The sequence below is a fragment of the Clostridium sartagoforme AAU1 genome (assembly GCF_000401215.1).
GTDB lineage: Bacteria > Bacillota > Clostridia > Clostridiales > Clostridiaceae > Clostridium > Clostridium sartagoforme.
On sequence record NZ_ASRV01000017.1, the window covers coordinates 13,519 to 39,718 of the forward strand.

General features: G+C 26.8%; 22 protein-coding genes and 2 pseudogenes. 1 reads left to right on the plus strand and 23 read right to left on the minus strand.

Going from position 1 to position 26,200, the window contains the following annotated elements; translation table 11 throughout:
• Window positions 1–9 precede the first annotated feature (9 nt).
• The 16 genes and pseudogenes from A500_RS01060 to A500_RS01120 all read right to left on the minus strand — a co-directional run bounded on the left by A500_RS01060 (window position 10) and on the right by A500_RS01120 (window position 15,670).
• A complete protein-coding gene (locus tag A500_RS01060) occupies window positions 10–1,077 on the minus strand; it encodes a DUF4179 domain-containing protein (protein ID WP_016205749.1) in 1,068 nt (355 codons plus the stop codon).
• A 13-nt stretch (window positions 1,078–1,090) separates the two neighbouring features.
• Entirely contained in the window at window positions 1,091–1,618 is a 528-nt protein-coding gene (locus A500_RS01065; RefSeq protein WP_040436389.1) for a sigma-70 family RNA polymerase sigma factor, read from the minus strand.
• Between the two features lie 352 nt (window positions 1,619–1,970).
• The gene (locus tag A500_RS01070) at window positions 1,971–4,088 is read right to left on the minus strand and encodes a Piwi domain-containing protein (RefSeq protein ID WP_016205751.1); all 2,118 of its coding nucleotides are present in this window, start codon (window positions 4,086–4,088) and stop codon (window positions 1,971–1,973) included.
• 140 nt (window positions 4,089–4,228) lie between these two features.
• Window positions 4,229–4,378 (minus strand): type I restriction system adenine methylase HsdM, encoded by a 150-nt coding sequence (locus A500_RS21010; protein WP_016205752.1) that lies wholly within the window; start codon window positions 4,376–4,378, stop codon window positions 4,229–4,231.
• A gap of 342 nt (window positions 4,379–4,720) precedes the next feature.
• A complete protein-coding gene (locus tag A500_RS21580; RefSeq protein ID WP_278245062.1) occupies window positions 4,721–4,852 on the minus strand; it encodes a hypothetical protein in 132 nt (43 codons plus the stop codon).
• A 1-nt stretch (window position 4,853) separates the two neighbouring features.
• Complete coding sequence (locus A500_RS21015) at window positions 4,854–5,312, minus strand: hypothetical protein (protein WP_016205753.1); 459 nt, start codon at window positions 5,310–5,312, stop codon at window positions 4,854–4,856.
• Between the two features lie 537 nt (window positions 5,313–5,849).
• Window positions 5,850–7,571, minus strand: a complete 1,722-nt coding sequence (locus A500_RS01080) for an RNA-binding domain-containing protein (RefSeq protein ID WP_016205754.1) — start codon at window positions 7,569–7,571, stop codon at window positions 5,850–5,852.
• 304 nt (window positions 7,572–7,875) lie between these two features.
• Window positions 7,876–8,691: pseudogene (locus tag A500_RS01085) on the minus strand (mannose-1-phosphate guanylyltransferase); the annotation flags it as partial.
• Between the two features lie 200 nt (window positions 8,692–8,891).
• Window positions 8,892–9,248: a four helix bundle protein gene (locus A500_RS01090; protein ID WP_016205756.1), complete on the minus strand. Its 357-nt coding sequence runs from the start codon at window positions 9,246–9,248 to the stop codon at window positions 8,892–8,894.
• A 222-nt stretch (window positions 9,249–9,470) separates the two neighbouring features.
• Window positions 9,471–11,021 carry a recombinase family protein gene (locus A500_RS01095; protein ID WP_016205757.1) on the minus strand — a complete coding sequence of 517 codons (1,551 nt, stop codon included), beginning with the start codon at window positions 11,019–11,021 and terminating at the stop codon, window positions 9,471–9,473.
• Entirely contained in the window at window positions 11,018–11,209 is a 192-nt protein-coding gene (locus A500_RS01100) for a hypothetical protein (RefSeq protein ID WP_016205758.1), read from the minus strand. Before A500_RS01100 ends, A500_RS01095 begins: the two co-directional genes overlap by 4 nt.
• Before the next feature lie 153 nt (window positions 11,210–11,362).
• Window positions 11,363–12,940, minus strand: a complete 1,578-nt coding sequence (locus A500_RS01105) for a recombinase family protein (protein ID WP_016205759.1) — start codon at window positions 12,938–12,940, stop codon at window positions 11,363–11,365.
• A gap of 12 nt (window positions 12,941–12,952) precedes the next feature.
• A complete protein-coding gene (locus A500_RS20245) occupies window positions 12,953–13,093 on the minus strand; it encodes a hypothetical protein (protein ID WP_157453595.1) in 141 nt (46 codons plus the stop codon).
• 631 nt (window positions 13,094–13,724) lie between these two features.
• Entirely contained in the window at window positions 13,725–14,108 is a 384-nt protein-coding gene (locus A500_RS19840; RefSeq protein ID WP_083935648.1) for a nuclear transport factor 2 family protein, read from the minus strand.
• The gene (locus A500_RS01115; RefSeq protein WP_016205761.1) at window positions 14,096–14,590 is read right to left on the minus strand and encodes a hypothetical protein; all 495 of its coding nucleotides are present in this window, start codon (window positions 14,588–14,590) and stop codon (window positions 14,096–14,098) included. Before A500_RS01115 ends, A500_RS19840 begins: the two co-directional genes overlap by 13 nt.
• Window positions 14,591–14,890: 300 nt before the next feature.
• Entirely contained in the window at window positions 14,891–15,670 is a 780-nt protein-coding gene (locus A500_RS01120; RefSeq protein WP_016205762.1) for a hypothetical protein, read from the minus strand.
• Between the two features lie 219 nt (window positions 15,671–15,889).
• Here A500_RS01120 and A500_RS01125 point away from each other — a divergent pair, with 219 nt between their 5' ends.
• Window positions 15,890–16,492, plus strand: a complete 603-nt coding sequence (locus tag A500_RS01125) for a hypothetical protein (protein ID WP_016205763.1) — start codon at window positions 15,890–15,892, stop codon at window positions 16,490–16,492.
• A 164-nt stretch (window positions 16,493–16,656) separates the two neighbouring features.
• Here A500_RS01125 and A500_RS01130 read toward each other — a convergent pair.
• From A500_RS01130 to A500_RS01155, 7 genes and pseudogenes are all read right to left on the minus strand, one after another.
• Window positions 16,657–17,366, minus strand: a pseudogene (locus tag A500_RS01130) (M48 family metallopeptidase).
• Between the two features lie 9 nt (window positions 17,367–17,375).
• On the minus strand, window positions 17,376–20,510 hold the full coding sequence (locus A500_RS01135) for a type I restriction endonuclease subunit R (protein ID WP_016205764.1): 3,135 nt from the start codon (window positions 20,508–20,510) through the stop codon (window positions 17,376–17,378).
• Between the two features lie 96 nt (window positions 20,511–20,606).
• The gene (locus A500_RS22005; RefSeq protein ID WP_016205765.1) at window positions 20,607–21,671 is read right to left on the minus strand and encodes a YecA family protein; all 1,065 of its coding nucleotides are present in this window, start codon (window positions 21,669–21,671) and stop codon (window positions 20,607–20,609) included.
• Between the two features lie 34 nt (window positions 21,672–21,705).
• Window positions 21,706–21,960 (minus strand): hypothetical protein, encoded by a 255-nt coding sequence (locus A500_RS19270; protein ID WP_016205766.1) that lies wholly within the window; start codon window positions 21,958–21,960, stop codon window positions 21,706–21,708.
• Window positions 21,961–22,324: 364 nt separating this feature from the next.
• Window positions 22,325–22,936 (minus strand): hypothetical protein, encoded by a 612-nt coding sequence (locus A500_RS19280; protein WP_016205768.1) that lies wholly within the window; start codon window positions 22,934–22,936, stop codon window positions 22,325–22,327.
• Window positions 22,937–22,951: 15 nt separating this feature from the next.
• Complete coding sequence (locus tag A500_RS01150) at window positions 22,952–24,214, minus strand: restriction endonuclease subunit S (protein WP_016205769.1); 1,263 nt, start codon at window positions 24,212–24,214, stop codon at window positions 22,952–22,954.
• Window positions 24,215–24,317: 103 nt separating this feature from the next.
• Window positions 24,318–25,835: a type I restriction-modification system subunit M gene (locus tag A500_RS01155; RefSeq protein ID WP_016205770.1), complete on the minus strand. Its 1,518-nt coding sequence runs from the start codon at window positions 25,833–25,835 to the stop codon at window positions 24,318–24,320.
• Window positions 25,836–26,200: the final 365 nt, after the last annotated feature.

Here is a 26,200-nt window from a genome sequence, read left to right on the forward strand (position 1 = left end):
TTAATTTTATTACTCTAATTCTATTTCTATTGCCTCATCAAAAATATATTCTCTATCCTTTATTAACTCTTCTACAGACTCATATTTTTTATCAGGTCCCTTATATGGAACAATCAACAACTTGTCTTGTACCTCTTTATCTAGGAACATGCTACATTCAATATAGCCTGTAATCATATTTCCAGATGAAGTCATACCTTCTTCTAATATTAATACATTTTTATTAGTATCCATTATTGTAAATGATATATCTCTGTATTTATATTCTTCGTTTTTTATTTTTTTCTCATCCATTAGTGTAGTATTATATTTTAATACTATATCAATTGGTGATACTGCAATACTTCTTATACTATATATATATCCATTTCCTAAATCAATTACCTTATTTATATCTATCTCTTTAGTATTTTGAGTTATTCTTTCTCCATTATCATTAATACTAAATGTCCAATTACCATAAATCCCCTTCTCCTTGCCATTTTGTTTATACTCTCCCCCTGAATACTCTATATCTACCTTTATATCTTTATTTATATCTATATCTTTTAATTTTATCTGATGAAGCATCTCATATGTTCCATCATCATTATATTTATAGATTGTTGATCCTCCTTTACTAATCTTTTCACCATCTATATATATATTAGGGAAAATTGTAATTACTTTAGTTTTTTTAAATTCTCTAGTATCAACTTTTACATTAACTATCGCCGTACCTTTCTTTATTAAAAATTCATTTAGTGTAAATGTAATATCTTTATCTTTAACGCTACTTCCTATAACCTTTTTATAGTCATCATAAACTTTATTATTTTTAATACCAAGAAACTGTTCTAATTTATTTCCTAATTGTCCTATGGTGGCTCTAACTACTGTTGTATTAATAGTCATAGCTCCTACTATTAATACTGTCGATGCTACCGCTATTATCTTTCTGTTATATTTCTTTTTAATATAAATTTTTCCTCTTAACCCATTCTTCATTTTCTTCTTTTCTAAATCATTAAGTTCAATATTTTCATATTTACTAAAATCAACTTTAGTTTCATTTAATAATTCATAATCATTTTTCATTTCATTATCCCTCCTAACCAATAGTTAAATGTTTATATTTTTTTCTTAACTTTTTACGGCCTCTAGATAACCTATTATAAATTACATCTTCTTTAATACCTGTTTCTTGAGCCAATTCTTGGATAGATTTTTCTTCTATATATCTTTTTATAAATAATTCTTTATCTTCTGGTTTTAAAAAGATTAATAATTCTTCTATCTCATCACTTAGTTCCTCTTGAATAATTCTACTGTCTATAACAAGATTATTTTCAACTTGCTTTATATCAAGCTCTTCATTAAATAATTTCAAGTATTTCCGCTTATAATCAATAGACCTATATTGTGATATTGCAGCTATCCAGTTTTTTAATGAATTTTTTGAATTATCAAAACTATTAATATTATTCCAAACAGCCAATAAAACATCATCAATACATTCTTCTTGTTTATCATAAAGATTATATAAATGTTTCCTTATTATAGACGTAATTAATCCACCATAAGTATCAATTAATAATTCTAATCCTCTCTCATCTCTCTTTTTAATAAACTTAACAATTTTTCATCCTTCATATTCTTCCTCCTGTAAAAGCTTTTACACCTATTAATACGAATGATTTATTCCTTTTCTATCAAATATTATTATTTTTTTTAAATTTTTATACAGTTTTAATTATATTGTATATCTAAATCCATTAATCTTAATATAAACTATTTATCTAATTTAAATAAAAATAATTCCTTAGTTCCTTCGGAAGTGTAACCACACTAGTCGATGTACAACTCTTAACATGCTTTGCCTTTATTCATCATAATATCTACATTTTATTAGTTATCTACATATTGTTCAATAATATAATTTCCTCGTATTAGAACGAAAAAAGCCACAGATTTCTCTGTGACTTTTATTATTAAATAAAATATAAACAATTTGTATCTATGTTAGTTGGTATTAAATCTCTATTTCCATAAGTTGAACTTAAATCTGCATAATATGTTGTTATAGGTAGCCTTATTTTATTTATTGCTCCTACATGCATAAAAGTTAATTTATATGCATCTTCAACAATTTTTTCTATATCTAAAGTCCCAAATACTCTTCTTATTCTTATTGGTTTAGCCATCCCAATTCCTTCATATGGTTTAGTTGTACAAACATATGCTGAATTATCTTTATAATAGCATCTTCCCATAATAGTTTTCCATTCTTCACCTTCAGATATAGTTGCTATTCTTCTATTAATTCCTTTAGTTATCTCAATATAATCAAATTCTACCCCTAAGTTAGTCATAGTATTTTTTAAATTTTCAAGTTCTTCTCTATTTATTCCATCTCTATGAAATGTAATATGCTTTGGTTTACATCTATAAGTATTTTCATATGAATTTATAGCTTCAAAAACTATTTCTCTTAATGTTTCTAATTTTATCTTTTCACCACTTTGCGATGATGAAATAACTTTAGTTTTTAATACTCTCCCATCTTTACCTACAACCTGAATAACACCAGCTTTATTAACCTTATTTTCTCTACTTACATCTAATCCTATAAAACAATCTGAATTTAATTTTTCATTTAAAATCCAAGGTTGTATACCACTTTTAGCATATACTCCTAATAATATATTTAAGAAAATACTGTCTTTATTTTTTTCAGTATAACTAAGAGTATTAAATCCAATACACTGTGTTGGAACTTCATTTCCACCACTAAATGTTTTCTTTATAATATTATAGTACTTATTTAAATTTTCTTCACTTAAGATAACTATTGTTGTTTCATTATAATTAGATACTATTTTCCTTATTTCATAACTAAAGATATCTTCATTATCCATTCTTATTTCTTTAAAATTAACTATATTATTAAGCTTGACTCTATTTAATCCTACTCCTAATTTACTAGAAAATTGTTCAAGTTCATCACAAAATTTAGATATCTTTTCTAAATTCATTTTACTTTTAGCTAATATTGGGTCTATAAAATATTTTATTTCTATTCTTTTATTTTCATATACTCCAAAATTTTTAAGTCCATATAAAGGATACCTTTGAGCTCTAGCATTTCCAAATAATAAATCTGGCTGTTGTAAATCTTCAATTTTATATCCAATATTATCACACATCATGTTTTTCTTTTTAACATCAATATGTTCAGAGTTTTTAACTATATTTATAACTTCATCAACCATAAATTGCATCTTTTCATTTGTTTTTTGCTTAACTCTAGTGTTGAAATCTCTAAGTACATTTTGTGGTAAATTCTCAAATCTACATACTTTCTTTAATCTACTTGGTATGTACGGAAATATACTATTTTTATTATTTTTTACTAATATAGCCTTCATATCTTTTGGAAGTTTATTTACTATATAACTCTGGTTTTTATTTTCATAATAATCTACTATTGAGCAACCCATATATTCATTTTCTTCACTTATAGTAAAAGGTGCTATACCAACATATTCATATGTTAAATTATAAAAATAATCCTTAACTCTATCACCTATTTTTATATTATTATTTTTTATTTCATACTCCAATGTATTAATATACTCAAAATTATGACTTATATCAAAACCTATAATTATATCTCCATTACTCTCTACATTAATATCTAAGTTAAAGTATCTATCTATTTTTATTCCCTTTTCATTATATACTGGTTTATTAATATAAATTGAATCCTTAACTACTTTATACTTGTTATTATCTATATTATTCTTTATTTCCTTTAATAATAATCTTTCTAATATCTTTTTTTCATTACTTTCTAAATTAATAGCCCTTTTTTCTACATTAATATATTGTTCGTTTCCCCATTTTTCTATTTCTTTAAAAGAAGCAATATACTGTTCATAAAATACTATAGTAGAATTATTATTTAAATTAATTAATTCTTTAACTACATCATAATTTTCATTATGTCTTTTTTCAAAATCTCTAACCATCATTTTGTATATATATATTTCTATACTTTTGCTATTAATACCATTTTTAAATTCAGTTATTACATTAAACTCTTTCATTAAATTCCCTCTTTTTATACTCTCTATTATTTAATTGCTACTTTGTAGTTAGTTGTACTTAATACTTCAATAGCTTTAAAAGCTTTTTCTAATTCTGGTCCTATGTTTAACGTTAAATCCTTAAGTTTTGGCCATCTTACTTACTCTGGAACAAAAAAGCTTTCATAAATAGATGGATCTTCTAAAAGTTCTTGTATTTCATCTTCCTCTAAGCCATCTTCTATAAATTCATTTTTTCTAGATTCTCTTTCTTCATCAAATTCATCATTTATTCTTTTTAAAAATAACATTCCAAATATATAATCTTTGTACTCTGCAACTGTTAATTCACCTCTTAATATATCTCACATTGCCAAAGCTTTGATTCTAATTCTTGTAATGTAAGTTTAGTCATATCCATATCTCCATTCCTATTCTTTCTTAATGCTACTTTATCTTAAGTGTCTTCGTGAACTATATAAATATATTTTAACATAACTTATATACACTATGTTAAGTAGATAAGATTATAAATATTTTAAATTAAGGTTGCAACTTAACCTTCTGCTTAAATTACAACCTTAATATTTTCTAAAAATCTATCGTTCGCTACCGTTCACGAACCGTTCGCAATCGTTCTTTAATAGTAATTTTTAATCTTCACTAGCTAATATATAACTAGTTTTTGAACCTGATCCAACTTTCTTTATTAGTCCTAATTTCATTAACTTATTGAATATTGATACACTTTTTGTTTTTCCAAATCCAAATGTTTCAATACACAACTTAGCCTGAACCTGCTCTTTCTCCAACACCTAGAAGATTAAACATTTTAAATATATTTTCATTCCTTGGATCACTAACTCCACCTTTTAACGCCTCTTCTCTAGTGATTCTTAAACTTTCTGGATTACTAACTTTAAAGAAAGTTCTTCCTTTCTCTATAACAATTCCTCTAGGAAGTCTATAATCTGCATGTATCAATGAATTAGCAACAGCTTCCCTAACTGCCTCATGAACCCTAGTATCATCTTGTCTTACTCCATTAACAATTCTAAAAGGTACATTTAAATTATCTGTTATTCTATTTATGATCTTAAAATAAAAATCAAATATATTCCCACTCCATATCCCATCTGACGATATTACTCTATAATCCCATCTAACCTCTTCCGACATCTTTTCTCTATAGTCTAAAAAATACTTAGGAAACTCATCTGTTATAGTCCTATCTCCTCCAAACATTAAAAGTCCTGCTGCAGTTATTCACCTCTTTTCCATTAAATTCCTTTGTCCTTATACCATTAATTATAGACTAATTTCTGTTAATTTAAAATTATCAATTACACGATTTCCCTTCGTCAAATTTAAATCATAAATTTTCAATTCAAATTCCATTACCAGATTTCAAAATTGTACATTGATAATTATGTATTTCATAATACTAGTTCTTAAAATTAAAATAAATATATATTGTTTTTCCCTTATTATATTATCCTTATTTACAATAAGTTTCCTTAAAATACAGAAGAAGGGCTATCGCCAGCAGGTTTTTCCCACTAATGCGATAGCCCTATTTTGTAATTGATAATTAATGAAATCATTTAGCAAGTGCTTTATTTCTTGATCCTTATTCTTGTCCATTATCAAAATAACATCTCCTGCCCCTACTATAATTCAAGCCTAATATTAAGTTGTTTTTCTTAATATTTAATTATTTTACTGTTCCAGCGTTTCATCTTATCGTTCCAGCGTTTCATCTTATCGTTCCACCGTTCCATTTTAACTGTTACCTGAAATGATATATTTAATTTGAGAACCTGATCCTATTCTAATTATTTTATCTTTATCTATTAATTTATTAAAAATTCTACTTGCCGTTGTTTTTGATAATTTCAACTCATTTCGTGCTAAAGAATTAGTTATAAATTTATTTTTTACTATATAGTCAAAAATTAGCTGTTCATCCCTAGAAAGTCCAATATCATTATTATTACAACTTTCAGAATTTCTATCTATATTTTTAAATATTTCTGTTAAATAGTACTTAGTGCCTCTTCCTATTCCATCAGCCTCTAAGTATCCCTTATCCACTAGAGATGCTAATATTTTATTACTATTCATTGCATGAGTATCAAGTAATTGTTGAAGTCTATTATTAGTAACATATTCTTCTTGATCTGCTGCTACTAATGCCATAACTTCTTCTCTACTTAATTCATTATACTTATTTTTTAATACTGACTTCAGTAGTAGTATGCTTTGTTCTGGCAACATTGAAATTGTTCTTAATATTAGTATTATTCTATCTGGATCATATAATTCTTCTAAATCTGGTGCTAACCATTCTTGCTCTTTCCATGCTAATTGTATATTTTCAAGACCTGAGCCTGCTCTTTCTCCAATACCTAATAAGTTAAACATTTTAAAAATACTTTCATTTCTAGGATCACTTATTCCACCCTTTAAGGCTTCTTCCCTTGTTATTCTTAAGTTTCCTGGATTACTAAATTTAAAATATGTCTTTCCTTTTTCAATAACTATTCCCCTTGGCAATCTATAATCCGCATGTATTAATGAATTTGCTAGTGCCTCTCTTACCGCTTCATGCACTCTTGTATCTTCTTTTCTTATTCCATTAACAATTCTAAAAGGTACATTCAAATTATCAGTTATTTTATTTACTATCTTAAAGTAAAAATCAAATATATTCCCACTCCATGTTCCTTCTGATGATATAAGTCTATAGTCCCATCTCACTTCTTCTGATATTTTTTCTCTATAATCTAAAAAGTATTTAGGAAATTCATCTGTTATGGTTCTTTCTTCTCCAAACATTAAAAGCCCTGCTGCAGTTATTCCCTCTTTACCACTTTTTCTATCCTTATCATAAGCTCCTAACTTATATAAAAAGGCTTTATCATCAAGTGCTATCCATGGATGATTAGGTTTTATAGCTCTCAATCTATTTCTAAAACTATTTATAGTATCTTTATTTAAATCACTTAAATCAAAGCCATCTAATATCAAACTATCCTGAGATTCATCTAGTTGATCAGCAAGCATTCTTTTTACTTCTTCCCTTGAACATTTATAATCTCCTGAATAATTTCTTCTAAATGTGCCTAAATGTTTACTTTCGTTGAATGGATTTTCACCTATATACACCGGCCTGGCTTTCCTATCAGCTTTAGGTACATTTATTTTTATAACTTTAACACCTTCAACAGTAAGTATTTCTATTAGATTATTATTTAATATATTAGCACTTACTTTTTTAGGATTATTTAAGTTATCCCATAAATCCTTAATTATATTTTCCTCATCACTAACCCCAGTTATAAGAAACTTTCCTGCTCTTTCCTTTATTCCTAAAAAAAGCGTTCCTCCATTAGTATTTGCAAAAGCTGAATAAGTTTCCCATAAATCTTTAGGCAACCCTCCTAAAGATTCTTTACACTCTATTTCATCATTTTCTACTAAATTATATATATCAAACCCCATATCATCACCTCTTTTACATTTTTAATTTATACTTAAAAATCAAACCTAATAATTGCTATTATATTAATTATACCAAATCTTAACTTTTTTTAAACTTTAATCAAGTAATTGTAACTTAAATATTTGATTATTTGATTAAATAAAAATAGAGAAGCAAAAGCCCCTCTATTTTGTAATTGAAAATGGATAATGAATAATTAAGGAAATAATTTAGCTTTGTTAAATTATAAAAATTCTCAATTTAAAATTCCTTCGGAATTTTCCCCTTAATTCTTTCATTTTTTCATTTCTTCATTCTTTCATTTTAAATATAGTCTTCATATTCAGGTTTATTAGTCAAATCATTTAACAAGTGCTTTATTTCTTGGTCCTTATTCTTGTCCATTATCAATATAACATCACCTGCATCTACTATAACTAAGTCCTTTATTCCAAGACCTATTATTAAATTTTTATCTCCAAATATTGCACAATTTTCACTATCTTGAAGATATACATTATTACTTATTTTATTATTTTTCTCTTCTTCTAAATATCTGCTCAGGGCTGAAAAACTGCCTATATCATCCCATATAAAATCACTTTTTATTACAAAAGCTTTTCTTGTTTTTTGCATAATCCCAAAGTCTATTGATATTCCATCTATTAATGAATATTGCTCATTAATAACTTCTTCCTCGTCTTCTTCCCCAATATGCTTGTATATTTCCATTAGTGATTTATATAATTGTGGTAAATATTTTTCTATTTCTCTTAATATTACATCTGCTCTAAATACAAACATTCCTGAATTCCATAAATAAGTTCCTTTTAATAAAAAGTCTTTTGCAACTTCAATATTTGGCTTTTCAGTAAATCTAGCAACTTTATAAGTCGGTATTTCAGATGACTGAATCCTTTGCCCCATTTCAATGTATCCATATCCAGTCTCAGCTCTTGTTGGAGTTATCCCTAGCGTAACTATACCTCTTCTTTTATTTGCTATATCTACAGCCTGTGCTAATGTTTCTATATAAACCTTCTCATACTCTATATGGTGATCAGAAGGTAACACAACCAGAATGGCATCTCCATCTTTTTTTAAAAGTTTAACGGCAGATAAACCTATACAAGTTGCAGTCCCGTTATAGACGATATTGTACTTTTTAATGATTTTAGACTTCAAAATTCATGTTTATCTTATGAAGAGGGTTTGTTTAATTTAAAATTTAAAATGCCAAATTTAAAATGAAGGTTGAAATTCCTGCGGAATTTCTTAAATATATTTTTTATTTCAAAAACTCCATAGGAGTTTTTTCCTCAATTTTTAATTTTAAATTTTCAATTCTCAATTGTATTGCATTTCTTTATTATGCTACTTAATATCCTGCATATCTCATTACACTCTTTAAGAGTTACATTTGCCTCTTTTTCAGTTAATATATCTGTTGCTATCATTAACTCTAACCAGTATTCCGTTTCCTTTGCTTCTTTGAGTGCTATACCTAATTTATTTTTAAAGTCTGCTCTACTAACTCCATTTACACCTTCTCTAGTGTTTGCACCTATACTTGTTCCTGATCTTAGTAATTGCTTTGATAGGATATATTCTTTTTTTTCATTGACTAATTTTTTATATAAATTAACTATTTTTATAGCAAAAGAAAATGATTTGTCTAGTATTATATTGGTTGCCATAGTAATCTCCTTTAATTCGTATACTATGAGTATTGACCTCAAATTTAAAATTTAGAATGTAAAATGCTAAATGAATGATGAAATCTTTATTAATTTAAAATTTAAAATGCCAAATGAATGTTGAAATTCCTGCGGAATTTCTTCAATTTTATTTTTCTAAACTAGGCTCTGCCTAGTTTATTCCTCCATTTTTAATTTTCAATTTTCAATTTTCAATTGCTGTTATTTCTTGAACTTAAAATAAATATCCACACTCTTCTCTTTCGTTTCTTTATCCTCATTAACAATAATTTTATCCACAAGTGCTTCTACAAAATTTCTATCTATTTCATTTAATGATAGTAATTTATCTATTTCATCTCTATAGATTTTAGTAATATCAATATCACTGTTATTATTCTGAACTATTTCTTCTAATTCCTTTTTCCTTTTAATGAGACTTTCCTGCTTAGTTTGTATAGTTGTACTCATATTACTAAAATTACGCTCTGATATTACTTCATTTAATTTATCCTCATAAAGTTTTTGAAACTTTCCATCCAATGTGGATAACTCTTGCTCAACTTTGGATAATTCTTTTTCAAATTCATTTTCTATTACTATTCCATCTACCTTTTTATAATATTTATCTTTATCTATACATATATCAATAACACTTTTGATATATATTCTTACTTTTTCAATAAGATAATCCTCCTTAATAGAATGTGGGGTACATCTACCTCCTCCCATTTGAGAGTTTGTACATTTATATCCTTTATATTTCTTTCTATAGGACATGCTTCCCCCACACCCACCACACTTTAACACAGTGGTAAATGGATATATTCTATCCTGTTTATATCTATATCCGTGTTTTCTTTGCTCCATATTTTTTTGCACTTTATTGAAGGTCTTCTTATCTATAATCCCATCAAATTCACCACTCCATATCCATTCCTCTTCTGGTGTCGCTTTTACCTTTTTAATTTTATAACTTACTTTCCTCCATCTTTGTTGAACCATGTATCCACCATATTTAGGATTCTTTAAAATACTCTGAATTGTATTATTAGTCCACATTCCAAATTTTTTACGCTTAAAATTCTTAAGTCTTGCTGATGGTGGGAGAATCCCTTTTTTATTTAGATAAGTAGCAATCCTTCCAAATCCCCATCCCTTTTGATATAAATCAAAGATTTCCTTAACTACTTCTGTAGTTTCGCCACCTTCAGGAACTAATATGATAGTTTTCTGATTCCCTTCATAAAGTTCTTCAAATTTATATCCATAAGGTGGCTTGGACGCTATTGAACTACCTCGTTGCATTCTATCTCCAAGAGCACTTCTAACTCTTTTACTACAGTCTTTTATATACATTTCATTTAGAATATTTTTAAATGGAATTATATCATTAAACTCTGTTTCTGTATCAACATTATCAAGGACCGATATAAATCTAACATTATTTACTTTAAAATAATCTTCTAAATAATATCCTGCCATTATATAATCTCTAGAAAAACGAGATAAATCACGAGTTAAAACCATATTTATCTTCTTATCTTCAATATCCTGTTTCATTCTTAAAAAAGCATCTCTATCAAAGTTAGAGCCAGATTGCCCTTGATCCTCATAGATATTTACTAAATTATATACCGCCTCCTTATCTTGAGTTGACTTCTCTATTAACCACTTCTTGAGATTTCCTACCTGTGCAGGAATAGATTCTGATTGTGAATCTTTATCTGTACTTACTCTAGCATATATTGCTACATTCCATATTTTTCTCACTTTTTAACCACCTCTTGCTCTTTTTTGCAATTAGTGGATAGATTTTCGTTTACCTTATTATTATACCGCGCTATTTCTCCCTTTTTTATATCTTGAGTAATTTGAATAATCTTTTCATTAATAATTTCATCAAAAATTCCTTCAATATCTTTTGCTCCGTAGTAAATATTTGATCTTATCTCTTTCATTACACTCTTTCCATTTATATTGCTATAGTACAATCTATTCTTAAATTAACGCTTATATGTAAAAAGGATTAAGCATAGCATCTTTAAAACCATACTTAATCCAACTACTAACTATTTAACAAATTAAAATTTCTTAATTATGCATTAATAATATTAAAATCTCCACATAACCTCTATTTTATTATCTTCATATACCTTAATTTCATAAATAAATAATGCTAATAATGAATTTTTACATGTTATATATTTATCTAAATCTAATACAATATTCTCTCCCTTTTCTAATATTGAAAGTTGATAATTTATGATTTCATTTTTTAACTTAATTTGTTCTCTAAGAGAGTGTCTTTCTTGCTTCAACTCTAAAATCTCTTCATTTAATACCTCTACCTCATACTCGTCATCTTTCAAATTAAGTTGTCTTTCTCTACTAAGAATTTCTTTAGTTATATCCTTTACTTCTAATTCTAATCTTGTTTTTTCACTGTTGTGAAATGAGTTTTTATTGTTAGCACCTATAATTTTTTCTAAGATCTTATCTATATTTAAGTTATTACATAAATTAATTTTATTTAACAATAAATTTTTAATTAATATAAATAACTCATCCTCTTTAATTAAATGTGTAGTACATCCTGAACTTCCTTTACTATTACTTAATGCACAAACATATCCTTTAGATTTATTCTTATATACTAATGCTTGTCCACAATCACCACATCTTAATAATCCAGTAAAAGCATGCTTATCACTTGATTTCGTCCTATTATTACCATTAGTTTTTATTAATAGATCTTGCACTAAGTCATAAGTTTTTTCATCAATGATACTTTCAAATTCTGCTGTTGTCATCCAATCGTCCTTTTCTTTTTTAGTTATCCCACTGAATTCTCCACTATTTATAAAACTATTTTTTTCAGTTCTAAACTGACTTAATTTGCCACAATATAGAGGATTCTTTAATATCGCTGAAACAGTTTGTTTACTCCACTTCATCTTTCCAGTTGGTGATACTATTCCTAATTTAGTAATCTTTTCAGCAATATCATTTAGTGTAAGTCCAGAAATATAGTCTTCAAATATTTGTTTAACTATATCAGATTTAATTGATTTTTCTACTCTTAATTTAACTATACCTCTTGAATTTCTATACTTTTCCAACCCAAATGGTGCTTTAGATCCAATATAACTCCCCTTTCTAGCCATCCCTACTAAACCTAGTTTCGCTTTATCTGAACAACTTTCAGCATATTCTTGAGCAGCCATACTTATTTTCTCTATCTTTGAATATAGATCCATAGAATTAACGAGGGAATTACACATATCAATATATAGCATCTGTGCCTCTCCTCCATTGTATAATAAATTCATATTACTAGTTGTCAACCTACCTAATCTATCTATATGTGATGTTATTATACAATTAATCTCTTTTAATTTTAAGTCTCTTTCCATATCACAATACCTAATTCTCCTCTCCCCTGCTGTTCCTGAAAACCCATTGTCAGCATACTCCCTAACTTCACTTACTTGTAATCCTAAATCCTCTACAAAAAATTTCAAATTATCTAATTGTTTATTAATAGCAGTATTATTTTCTTTAGATACTCTAGCATAAATTCCAACCCTAACTTCACTATCCTGATTATTCTTATAATAATTCCAACTTCTATAATTCCCCACATTAACACCAAGTTCTTCTAATTTATTAATTAACTCCTTTAATTTCATATCTAATTCCTCCTAGGCTACTCTTCTTATATTTTCTTCATAAATATCTTCTTTAATAACAGTTACTATAAATTTCTCTATTAAATCCTCTATATCAAATTTACATAAATTTTCCTCTTTAACTTCACAGTTTTCTATTTTTATTCTAGCCATAATTTTATCCTCCTCTGTTACTCAACTTTTTACTTTCCGGAAAGTCTTATAAACAAAGGTTTTATTACCTTTGTATTTAACTAAGAACACAGGTTTAATAAAATCCGCCAAAATTTCAAAAATTTTTTTAATTTTTTGCACAAAAAGAGACCAGATAATAATCTAGTCCATTTCTGAATTATACTATATTTAATTCTTAACAAGCGCTTATTTATGCATTCTAACTAGAATATAGTTATTATTCTATATGTCCATACTAAGAAAGTAGTACTTATAAATATTTATATAGATTCATCACTCATCCCTGTATTTATAAAATCATAAAGTTCTCCATTCTTCACTAATCTCTAATTATTTTTGTATTATTTTTTATCATAAGCATCACTTCTTGATTTTTTACATAAAAAATAACTTAACTCTTTATTTTTTGTCACTTTTATAAAAACTTTTGAAATTTAGTTATTTACTAATCTTATATATAAAAATAGAGTGCATTAGCACCCTATTTAATTAAATATTCTTTATCAATATCTTTTATTACTTCATTAAATTAATTTAGTTATATTTTACCTTGTTCATTTACTTTAAAATGTTATGGATATTTATTTAAAGATTCCTTTAAATATCATTTCTATAAGCAATGATACGTAATAGGTATTTTAGTCATATACTCCTTTATTTCTATAATTTTATTTTTATTATTAAAAGTTATAATAGAAACTCCCTTAAATTCATTAATATATTTACTATTAGATGATTTAAATTCCCACTGACATATAACTCTTTCATCTAAAATATTCAACTCAATAATTTCAAAAAATATTACTTTATTATTGTTATGCCAATCTTTAAACCAATCTTTTATTTCATCTAATCCCACATATACTTGTCCACAAGATTCTTCAAGTATAATAGAATTTGAAAAATATTTTTCGATTGCAGAAATATCATTATCATTCCATGATTGAAAATATTTATTAGTGATTTTTTCCTTGTTATCTACTAATATATCAATAGATAAATATTTTTAATCATTTCTTTTATATATGGTATTAATACTATGTCCTTATTAATTACTAATGCTTTATAAAAATAGTAATTAAAAGTTATTAAAAAGAATATAGACACTACTACAGCGTACTTGTCATTTCCTATGTTAGGATAAACTATCCCTGATTCTTCAATAATAGGTTTTAAGGCTATAATTACAGTAATTAGCGTCGATATATACATTAAAAGTAGATGCCACCACTCAAACCAATTTTTAAATGCTATATTAGGCTTAATTTTATAAATAATAAAATGACTTATTCCTGTTAGTATTAAACATAATATAGATGTTATTACCATCATTAAAACTATAAAAAAAATATCTTCCACTTTATAAATATATCCTGCTATCCTCATTCCTATTATCCATGCAACTCCATATATAAAAAATAAAATAATAGGGAAAATTAATATCTTCATTAAAAAATTAGTTATTCTTTCACTCATACTACTCACTTTCTTTTCTTCTACCCAAAACTTACTCTTTAAAATATACACTTAAATATAATATATATCGATTTTATTCCTGGTTACTTTAACTTATTATCAAAATTAACTTGTTATTTATTAATTTCATTTGTTATCTATAATTAATCACCTATTAATATATGTTTATTAGTTTAATCCATACTAGGCCTGTTACTGTTAGACTTTAGGTGAAATTTGACATGACATTTTTTGTACACTATGAAACTTTCTATTATTAGATTACTCTCAATATTTTTATGATAATTTTATATTTATTACCTATATCATGCTATTTATTTTTATTTCTCTTAACCCTCTTTTTAAAATTCTTATTCGTTTTTTGTAAAATTTATTTATCTCTATTGCTGTTAATTTACTAAGTAAATCTATATCTATTATTGTTATAATGTAATTTTTCACATCCTTAACTAACCTGCTACACATTAAATAATATTGTGTATTATTATATTCCTTTTTATTTACTATAACTACATTAGTAAATATATTCACATAATAAAATAGCGTAAAGCATACTATCAGTTGAGTTAATATTGTTGTTTTTTTTCCAACAATAAAATCACCTCTATCATCTGTTATTGATATTAAGGCTAATATATTATTATGGGCTATTAGATTTAATGCTGCATAAACTTGATAGTTAAATCCTGTATCCTTCTTTTCAGTAATCTTGCTTCTTATAGACTTAGTCTTGTATATCCTTCCTCCTATTGTATATTTATTATTCCTTCTAGTACATTCTTCTTTATAAGCATTAATAATTCCTAAGCATGTCTGATTTAACAAATCTATACTTTTTAAATTTGTATCTCCATAAACCTCAATTAAATTTTTAAGTATTAATACTGCTTCTAACTCCAACTTGCAATGTATGAGTGTTTTAATTGCTTTTAGATCCCCTAGCGCCCTGCTTAACAAATAATTATTTACAACCTCAATAACTTGTGACTCGCTTTTAATAATTATATTTTCTGGTTTTAAATAATACTCTGTTAATCTAATTAATCTATTAAATAATTTATTTGTATATTTTATATCCATACAGCGTCCTCTCTTTTTTCTTTTACTATACCGCGCTATATAAATTAATACAGGGCCCTATTTAAAGTTAAAAACTCCTATATATATTCTATAATTAATTTTTTTAATGATTATTCATAATTACATAATTTCATCTAAAATACTTTTATAAACTTTTCTTGAAAAACCTATCTAAGATTTATTATATTTTATTGTAAAATCTTAAGGAGGCATTTATTTATGAATAAACAAGAACTTATTAGGATATACAATCTTTATATCCTACAAGAAAATAATAAAAAGGAATTTAATACAAATTATCTAGAACAAGAGTTACCTAAGGAAGATCTTACTGAAATATTAGTTAATAATTTCAATGAACTGCAATATCTGATTTTAAGTAATCCTAATTACCCTATTTTTCAGTTGTGCGCTAAAAAATATCCTATAATTTATTCTAGATACTTTAGTCTAAATTTTAATAAAAGTAGTCTTCAACATATTCTTAGTAATTTTTTAGGAACTTTATTCTGCATATATAAAACTACAAATTTTAATGAAATCATTGATTATTATGTATATGATTCTGATAAAAATCCTATGAATATAGATATGATGAGACTAAATACTTTAATATCAATGAAATATTTTGACTTAAATTTTCTAAATCAAATTATTGCTATGTCAATTAATATATTTACAACATATGAAACAGAAATTGGTCTCTTTGAAGATCTCCAACTTAAAAATAGTCTAGATTTATTTATGGAAGTAACTACCAGACAATGTAAAATTGATATACTTAACACTTTACGGAATTCATTTAAACTAATAACCTCTTAAAATGATAAGAAACTTATGACTAAGTTATTGGAAGATTTCAAAATTTATTCTTATACAAATGAACCTAAATTTAAAGATGATATCGATTTATTGATCATTGAATTTAATTACTTATTTAAAAATTAATTCACATAAAAGAACAAGTAAATTAATCTTGTTCTTTTTTATATATCTAATTTTATTCCATTATCTCTAAGCCACAATCTTCTACTTTCATAATCAGGCATAATTGCTGCTACCTTATTCCAAAACTCTTGGGAATGATCTTTATATATCATATGTACCATTTCATGCAAAACAATATAATCTAGTATATTGGCTGGTGCCATAGAACACCTCCAATTAAATAAGAGTTCATTATTAGATGTACAACTAGCCCACCTTTTTTTTGCTCTTTAACCTTAATGCCCTTAGGTCTAATATTAAAGTATTGTTTAAAGTAATTTACCCTTTCCTTAACTCTTAATAATGTTTTTTCTCTATACCAATTTTCTAAAGCAAGTTTTATTTTATCTTGCTCTCTTGTATATGTAGATATTATAAACTTACCTCTAAATAGTTTTACATTAATATCCTTTGTATTTATATCTTCAATTTGTAATGAATAGTTACGACCTAAATATAAATAAGACTCCCCACTTACTACTTCTCTATTAATTTTATTAATATTAATAGATTGTACTTCATATTGCTTTTGAACTATCCAATTTGCTTTTGATTTAACTTTATCTAATATTATATCTTCAGTAACTCCAAGTGGAGAACTAACATTTACTTCTCCACTTGGCTCTACTTCTATACTCATTGTTTTTCTTTCTTTAAATACTACATTAAAATCTATATATTTTGTTCCATATTGAAATCCTAATTTCATTTTATCCCTCTAATCTATGTTAGCATAATGTATTTTAGCAAGTTTAGTTATACTTTCTTTTAACTCTTTTACTTTATTTATCCCATCCTGCCCATAAATTTCTCTTATCTTTTGTGAATTACTTAGTAAGAACATAAATATCTTTTGTTCAATAGCAGATACCTTAGTTGGATTCTCTGCCCAACCTACCATATACCATTCATTAATCATTTTTTCATTAAATGCCTTTGTAATATCTTTAATGATATCAATAGATGTATCTGAAATATATACGGCAGAATCTTCCTTAACTATATCCTCTGTATCCTTTTCACCTTCAAATGTTTTTCTTAATGTAACAAATATAGGAAATTCTCTCTTAGTTAAACCTAATTCTTGTGCTTCATTTTGTTCACCTTTATTCACATCTCTATTGATAAATTCACTAAGTCTTGCTTTCTTTTCAACCCAGTCATTCTTAGTTTCTTCTAATATCTGCTGTAGTTTTTCAAACAAACTTGTATAATAAATTGGATTCTCATCCATCTTTACATTAATAACATTCTTAATAGCGTGCTCCATAGATGATGCTATTGCTTCATCAGACATATTACTTTCTAACTTCATCTGAAAATCATCTTCAAATAATGTGATTGGCTCTATCCATTGGATAACCCCTGATGATGAAAGATGTTCTGATATTATTTGTTTAACCTTTTCTCCACAATCTCTAATATCTAATTTTTGCTCTGGATTAAATCTCATTTTTGCGGCTGCTCTAATATAAGATAGCCACTTAACATCATTTAATATATCTGTCCCAACATGACCAGGCATTAAAGATTCAACTGCACCTAAAAACTTCTTATATGCTACCTCAAATTCAGCCCTTTTATCCTCTGGCTCTAACACTTTTACTAAATCATCTATACTATCTTTATTTATCCCTGTAAACATCCTCATTACATTTTCCCTATAGGATAACATTTCATTATATAATCCATCCATAGATTCCATTGGAGATCCCAACTCTTCTCTATCGAATATGGCTAATGCTTCTTCCAAGAAGTCTAACACTCCATAATAATCTACTACATAACCACACTTCTTAGTATCACCACTTGTTCTATTAACCCTTGCTATAGCCTGCAGTAGAGTATGCTCTTTAAGTGGTCTATCTAAATACATTACTTGTTCTATTGGGGCATCAAAGCCAGTTAATAGCATATCTTTAACTATAATAAAACATAACTTGCTTTCTGATGTTTTCTTTTTGAAATTAGTAAGTATTGTTTTTTGCTCCTCTTTAGATGTATGATGTTCCCTTAAATAAGGCTCATCATTATTAGATCCAGAGAATATCACCTTACATTCTAATTCTTCTCCCATTATCTCCTTCATATACTTATTTAAAGCATTATAGTATTTTACACAAGCCTCTCTTGATACACACACCACCTGTGCCTTAAATCCATTAGGATAAATATATTCTTTAAAATGAGTAAGAATATCCTTTGCTACTTCTTCAATTCTTTCTTCAGATTCTACAACTGTTCTCTTATTAGCATACTTTTGTTTTATTGCTTCTTTTTCCTCATCGGTTCTGTCTTCAAATGCTTGGTCAAATAATTCTTCTAAATTATCACCACTAATATGAAGTTCTGGCTTTCTTCCTTCATAAACAATCTTTACTGTTGCTCCATCTACAACTGCATCCTTTATAGAATATTGATCTATATAAGATCCAAAGGTCTTTGGTGTAGACTTGTCCTCTTTATCTATTGGAGTACCTGTAAACCCTATAAAAGCAGCATTAGGTAATGCAGTTCTAAGATTTGCTGCAGTCCCTTTATACTGACTTCTATGTGCTTCATCCGTCATTACAATAATATTATTTTTAGTAGATAAAATTTCATATTCCTTCTCTAAGAATAATCCTACTATCTTACTTTCTTCCTTATCACTTTGGAACTTTTGAATAGTTGTAGTAATAATTTGTGCATTTGAATTTCTTAGTAAAGTTTTCATATCCGCAATGCTCTCTGCTCTAACTGGTACCGTATTACTTAAAGTATTCTGGAAGGTTTCAAATATCTGCTCATCCAAATCTGTTCTATCTGTTACTATTACAATAGTAGCATCACTTAACTTCTTCAAACTTCTTATTTTCCTTGCTAAGAAGACCATTGTTAAAGACTTACCAGAACCTTGAGTATGCCAAACAACTCCACCTTTTGCTAATGGTGTTTTACCTTCTTCTAATCTCTTAAGACATTTTTGTACTGCTCTAAATTGTTGATATCTACATACCTTTTTAACTTTTCTAGAATTCTCTTTATCTACATCATAAACAACAAAATTCTCCATTATATCTAAAAGATTTTCTCTTTTAAATATTCCTTGTAATAATATATTTTGTGGAGTATCTTTATAATCTTTAACCTCAATATTGTTTAGTGGATAAGCATCTTTCCATTCTATATAATGCTTATATCCACTAGAAATAGTTCCAATAAATGCTGTATATTTATTTAATATTCCAGTAATAAAGTTTGTATAAAACAACCTTTCAGAACCTTCTATTATGTTACCTTCTCTACCATTCATATATCTTCTTAACTGTTGGAATCCATCATATTTACCTACATTTTCATTAGAATCACCATCTTTAAATGGAGATTTACATTCTAAAACTGCAATAGGCATACCATTAATAAATATAACTATATCTGGTCTAATAGTTTCTTGAGGCCCTTTTATAACAAACTGTCTAACAACTAAAAAATCATTGTTTTCAAAATTTTTAAAATCAATTAATTTAACTGTAGGAGTTTCTTGTCTACCATCTATTACTTGTTTAACTGTTAATTCATAATTAACTATATAATTATATATCTTTTCATTTATTTCTAACAAGCCTGTACCTAAAGATTCTGCTCTTGAAATTATTCTAATAACTTTATCACAATTTTCATCAGAAATCCATGGATTAAGTTTCTTTAATGCTTGTTTCATTCGTTTACTTAGAATTACTTCACTTAAAGAATCTCTTTCGCCATACTCCATCGTTACTTTATCACCATCAATATAGTCATACCCTAAATATGTTAAGTATTCTACTGCTGGTATTTCAACTAAAGTCATCTCATTTCCTAAATAATTCATTCTCACTCACCCCTTATTTACTAAGTCACTCGTTGAATCTTATGAATAAACAATATATTATTTTTATGACTTTTATTTATAATTCTCTATTTTACTCTATAAATCAAATAAATCATAAGGTTGTTCTTCTAACATATTATACGTTCTATTTGTTATCATTGAAAATAAATCTGCCATTCCATAAAAAAGCATTCCAAAAGCATCTTTTTTATGCGCTTCAAGTTTATCCCATGCTTCAGGATTAATAGTTATATTCTCTGTTATGATAGGTAATAAGTTATTTAAATATTGTTTTCTTTGAATACAGTCTAAATTATTAAGTTGTTCTTTATATTTTTCAAATATACCATTATTACTTTTCAACCATGAAATTATGCAATAGGATTTTTCTCCCTCCGGAAATATAGTTGCAAATATATGTTTCATTTTTGTATTAACATCTGTTAAATCTTGAATTTTATTACCTTCTAAATCTTCTGCTAAAGCCGAAAATCCAGATGCTGCAAATTTTATAGTCTCATCAAATTCCCAAACTATACTTGTGAGAATATCGTATTTATCATTTAATAATGCGTTATTAAATTCTATCTTGCATACTTCTAAATCATTTTTTGCTAATTCAAAGCCACTAAAGTTTTCTTTAATCCCTCTACGCCTAGAAGGTAACTTCTCAGTTAAGATTGACTCCATTTTCATAACTTCCATCTTTTTATGATATTCAATTGCAAAGCACCTATAAATATATAAAAATATATGTAATTCACTTTTATTAAAATCTTCATTTTCGATAGGTTTAAAAATTTCATTATCATGATATCCACAAAATCCAGTAAAAACAGTTGCTTGTTTTCTCCCCCACTTATGCATAAACTCAAATGGATTATCGTTTTTAGGACAAGGCATATAGACTTCACCTTTAGTTGATATTCTCTTCAGAATCTTATTATTTTGAATAGAATGTGCACCTATTATCCTTTCACTACAATTAGAATTATCAGGATATAAACATTGCTTTATTCTTGAATCTTTTTTCATACTTTTATAATTTTCTAAAAAATTCTTTGGTTGTAAAAAATCTTTATCCTCAACCTTTCCTAAGCAACACTTTTTATACTTTTCCCCACTACCACAAGGACACTTATCATTTCTTCCTATCTTCACTCATAATTCCTTCCCTTCACCTAATAAAATTATTCTACTCGCCTAAATTCCTTGCTGGTATATTACACAACAAATCCTCTAACCTATAAAAATCCATTCCATCATATTGAACTACATGCCCTTTCATTATTTCTATAAATGCCTTTCCTCGTAAACCTTCCCTATTTATATCCGTTGCTTCCATGTCCATATGATGTCTTTGTAAACTTAATCCACTTATGCCTAATCCATTTAGTGCCATGCACATATATGCATTGGCTGGTGGAGTTAATTTAAACTTTCCACACAATTTCTTGCTATACTCATTTTTTAATTCATTAATATACTTTTCCTTATTATCCGATATAAAAACATAATTTATATATACAGGATTCGGCTTTACATTTGCACCATACTTACACTTAACAGAAAAATATTTTACTCCATCGAAATGTATCTTATCTGATTTATTCGCAACATTTCTTATTACTTGTAATAATAATTGAGGCAGTATATATTCTGATTTAAATAATCTATTTTTTCATCTATAATAAATGAACACGCACATATAATGGGCCAAGTATATATATACTTTTGTATTATTTCGCTAATCTCTACACTTTCTCCATTACTAAATCTTTTTAAATACTCATTTCCATCACCTAAATTACCATTTATAATTTCTCTAGGTAATAATGATAAATCCAAAACCTTAAGTTTTCTTTAACCTCATATCTACTCACATAAAAATTATTAACATGAGGTTTATTTAATTCTAACCAAGAACCATAAATAGACCCACTTAAATATAAACAAGGATATCCCGGAATACTATATCTCTCTGTTGCAACATATTGTCTTTTATTAAATGGAACATGGAATATTTCAGATAACTCAAATATATCTTCACCTATACGTCCTCTATATAATTGCTTAGTAAAATGATTACTTTCTTCCTTTTCTAGAATGCATGAAAATAAGTCATCACCAATATCTTTTTCCTTAAATAACTTCTCAACTGTGCTAATTGCTTCTATTGAATTTCCATTAAGTTGACACTTTATAGATTCAATAATTATTTCACAAATTCTTTTAACTCTATTTTTATTAATATTAACATCAATAATGCTAAAATCTACTTTATCTAAACCTTCTTGATATTCTTTAAAAATATCTTCTAATGCTTTAAGATAATCATTATCCAAAAAAATCTTTTTAGGTAAAATGTTTATACATCTATAAAATTTATTAAACTCACTACTCTCTATAAACTCCATATAATCCATTATTATACCCCCATATTAAATAACTCTAATTTTCCCAGTTAATAATTGCTGCATCAATCCCTTTTTAAGTTCTTTTAACTTTATATTTTTATTTTCATATTCTTCTATTTGAGCATCTATTGATGATAAAACATCTGCTATTTTTTCTTGTTCTTCTATCGTTGGAACTATTATATTAAACCTTCTTAAATTTCCAACAAGTACATTAGGTTGAGAACTTGAAGTATTATATTTCAATATTTGTTTTTTCACAAAATCACTTATTAAAAAATAACTTAAATATAAACTATGCATTTGTTTTACTGGAGTAATCTTTGCAATATTTTGATTTATATGATATGCGTTATCTCTATCTATTACTGTTGCTTTCCCAATAGTTCCTACACACGGAAATACAATGTCTCCTTTGAATAATTTAGAACGAATTAATCTATTTGAAAGTTCTTCACTAATTCTCTCAATGTCGTTTAGAATAAGTTTATTTTCACCTATATTAAAACCTTTTAAAGCAATGATCTTACCATTACTTTGTATCTCCCATAAATCTGAATATTCTGCCCCTGCAAGTCTCGTTATTCTCGAAACTTCCTCTAATAACTTGACTTCCCACTCAACAGGAATCTCTCCAACTTCTGTCTTTTTAAATTCTTTATGTCCAATCCCTTTTGTTAAAAGCCTTTGCATTAATCCTTTTTTCAATTCCTTAGTTTTTTCAATAAGTCTATCAGTATCTTCAATTTGATAAGCAATAGTAGAAAGAATATCTGCTATTTTTTCTTGTTCTTTTAATGGTGGTACACACATCAATAATGATTTTATATTATTTGCATTAATATTAATGTTTGAACTTCCTTGAGTTATTGCTTTCAATTGCTTTTGAGAATAATCTGATTCGTAAAAATATCCTACATACTCATTAATTACCTTTGATGTATTAAATCTAAACCTTATTAAGTATGAAGCAAAAATTGTTTTTGGATACTCTTTTTTATAAATTCCGTATCTACCAATAGCCCCACTTCTTGCAAACAAGAAATCACCATCTTTTAATTTATATTGTTCTATGATCTCATTATCTACATCTAACTTAGGCATTTGAGTATATTTTATTTGGGGATTATTTAAATCTGTAATTCTTACTAAATAAGTACCTTTCTCCTCATATTTATTTTGAGCATAATACCCCTGCTTATGTTCCTTTGTAATTTCATTTATTCTTAGTAGATTCCACTCATTAGGTACCAAACCCAACTCTGTCTTTTTATATCCTTCTTTCACCAGTCCTACCTCACTTCCGCTTATAATTTAAAATACTAAATTTAAAATTACAGTTGAAACTCTAAAAGATTCCTTTTTTTAACTTTAAATTCTTAATCCTCAATTATAAAATCTCAAACCCCAATTCTTCTAAATACCCATTTAACTTCTCTTCACCCTCAACCATCTTCATCTTCAATTCTCTTATATCTTGCAATACTTCTTCTATATCAACTTCTTCTTCCTCTTCTGTTGTATCAACATATCTACTTATATTTAAATTAAAATCATTTTCTTCTATAGTCTTTAAATCAACTACTTCTGCATATTTTTCTACTGTTTCAAACTTATCAAAAGTTTCAATTATTTTATTTATATCCTCATCTCTTAACTTATTCTTATTTCCATCTTTAACAAATCCATTAGATGCATCTATAAATAGTATTTTTACTTTTCTCTCTTCACTCTTATCTTTATTTATAATAAGTAACGCTGCTGGTATACCCGTTCCATAGAATATGTTCTGTGGTAATCCTATAACTGCTTCTATTAAATCATCCTTTAACATTCCTTCTCTTATCTTACCTTCTGATGAACCTCTAAATAAAACTCCATGAGGTACTACAGTACCCATTCTACCCTTTGAGTTTAATGATGCTATCATATGCTCTACAAAGGCTAAATCCCCATAAGATTTTGGTGGCAAACCATATATAAATCTATTATATCCATCACTCTTTGCTTCATCTAATCCCCAGTTCTTTAATGAAAATGGAGGATTTGCAAGTACCACATCAAAAGTCTTTAAAATACCACCATTCGTATGCTTAGGCTCTCTTATAGTATCACCCTTCTTTATATCTGCTCCTGTAGCATCATGAAACAACATATTCATCTTACATATTGCCCATGTAGAAAGGTTTATTTCTTGCCCATTTAAAGATACATTCTTAGAATTTCCACCATGCTCCTCTATATAATATGTAGAGTTAATAAGCATACCTCCTGAACCTGTAGTTGGATCATATATTGACTCACCTTCCTTAGGCTTTACTATTCCAACTAATGTTTTAACTACTTGCTCTGGAGTATAGAATTCTCCTCCTTTAGTACCGCCTTGGTCAGCAAATTGTTTTATTAAATATTCATATGCATTTCCTAATATATCTTTGTTTTCTAAGTTTTCATTTGCAAGTGATATACCACTAAATAAAATTAATAATTGTGATAACTTCTTATCTGGTACTCTTTCTTTGTCATTATAATTTGCAGTAGTAAGTACCCCTATTAATTCACTATTCTTTGGCTCATCTTCTATTGCTTTAAAAGCCTTATCTAATTCTGGTCCTATATTTAAAGTTAAATCCTTTAATCTACTCCATCTTGCTCTTTCAGGTACAAAGAAATTCTCATAAATACTTGAATCTTCTATAAGTGTATTTATTTCATTATCACCTAGTCCCATTGATTTAAACTCTTCCTTCTTTTGTTGTTGCTCTATTTCAAATTGATCATTCATTCTCTTTAAGAATAATAATCCAAATATATAATCCATATATTGTGCGGCATTTAATTCACCTCTTAAAATATCTGCTGCATCCCATAAAGTTTTCTCTAATTTTTGCAATGTTAATTTTTCCATGTTTTCACCTCTTATATTATTTTATCCATAATACTATTGTAACAAATATCTCCTTGTTTATATAACATATATTGAAATTATGTAACATTATTATTTGTATTTATTTAAAACAAAAAGTTATACCTATTTCCATAAGTATAACCTTCTATTAAATATATATTTTTTATATTTTCTCTCCTTACTTCATCTACTTCACAACTTCCAAGATTCACTTTAGTTATATGACCTAATTCAAATATTTTTTTGTTGTACGGAAGTTCATCTTGGAAGTATAATAATCACTTTTTTGCTCCTTGTCAAATTATTAGAGCATTTTTTTTAATTTTCTGCAATATTTTTTTATTTATGTTGTTATCTATTGATAT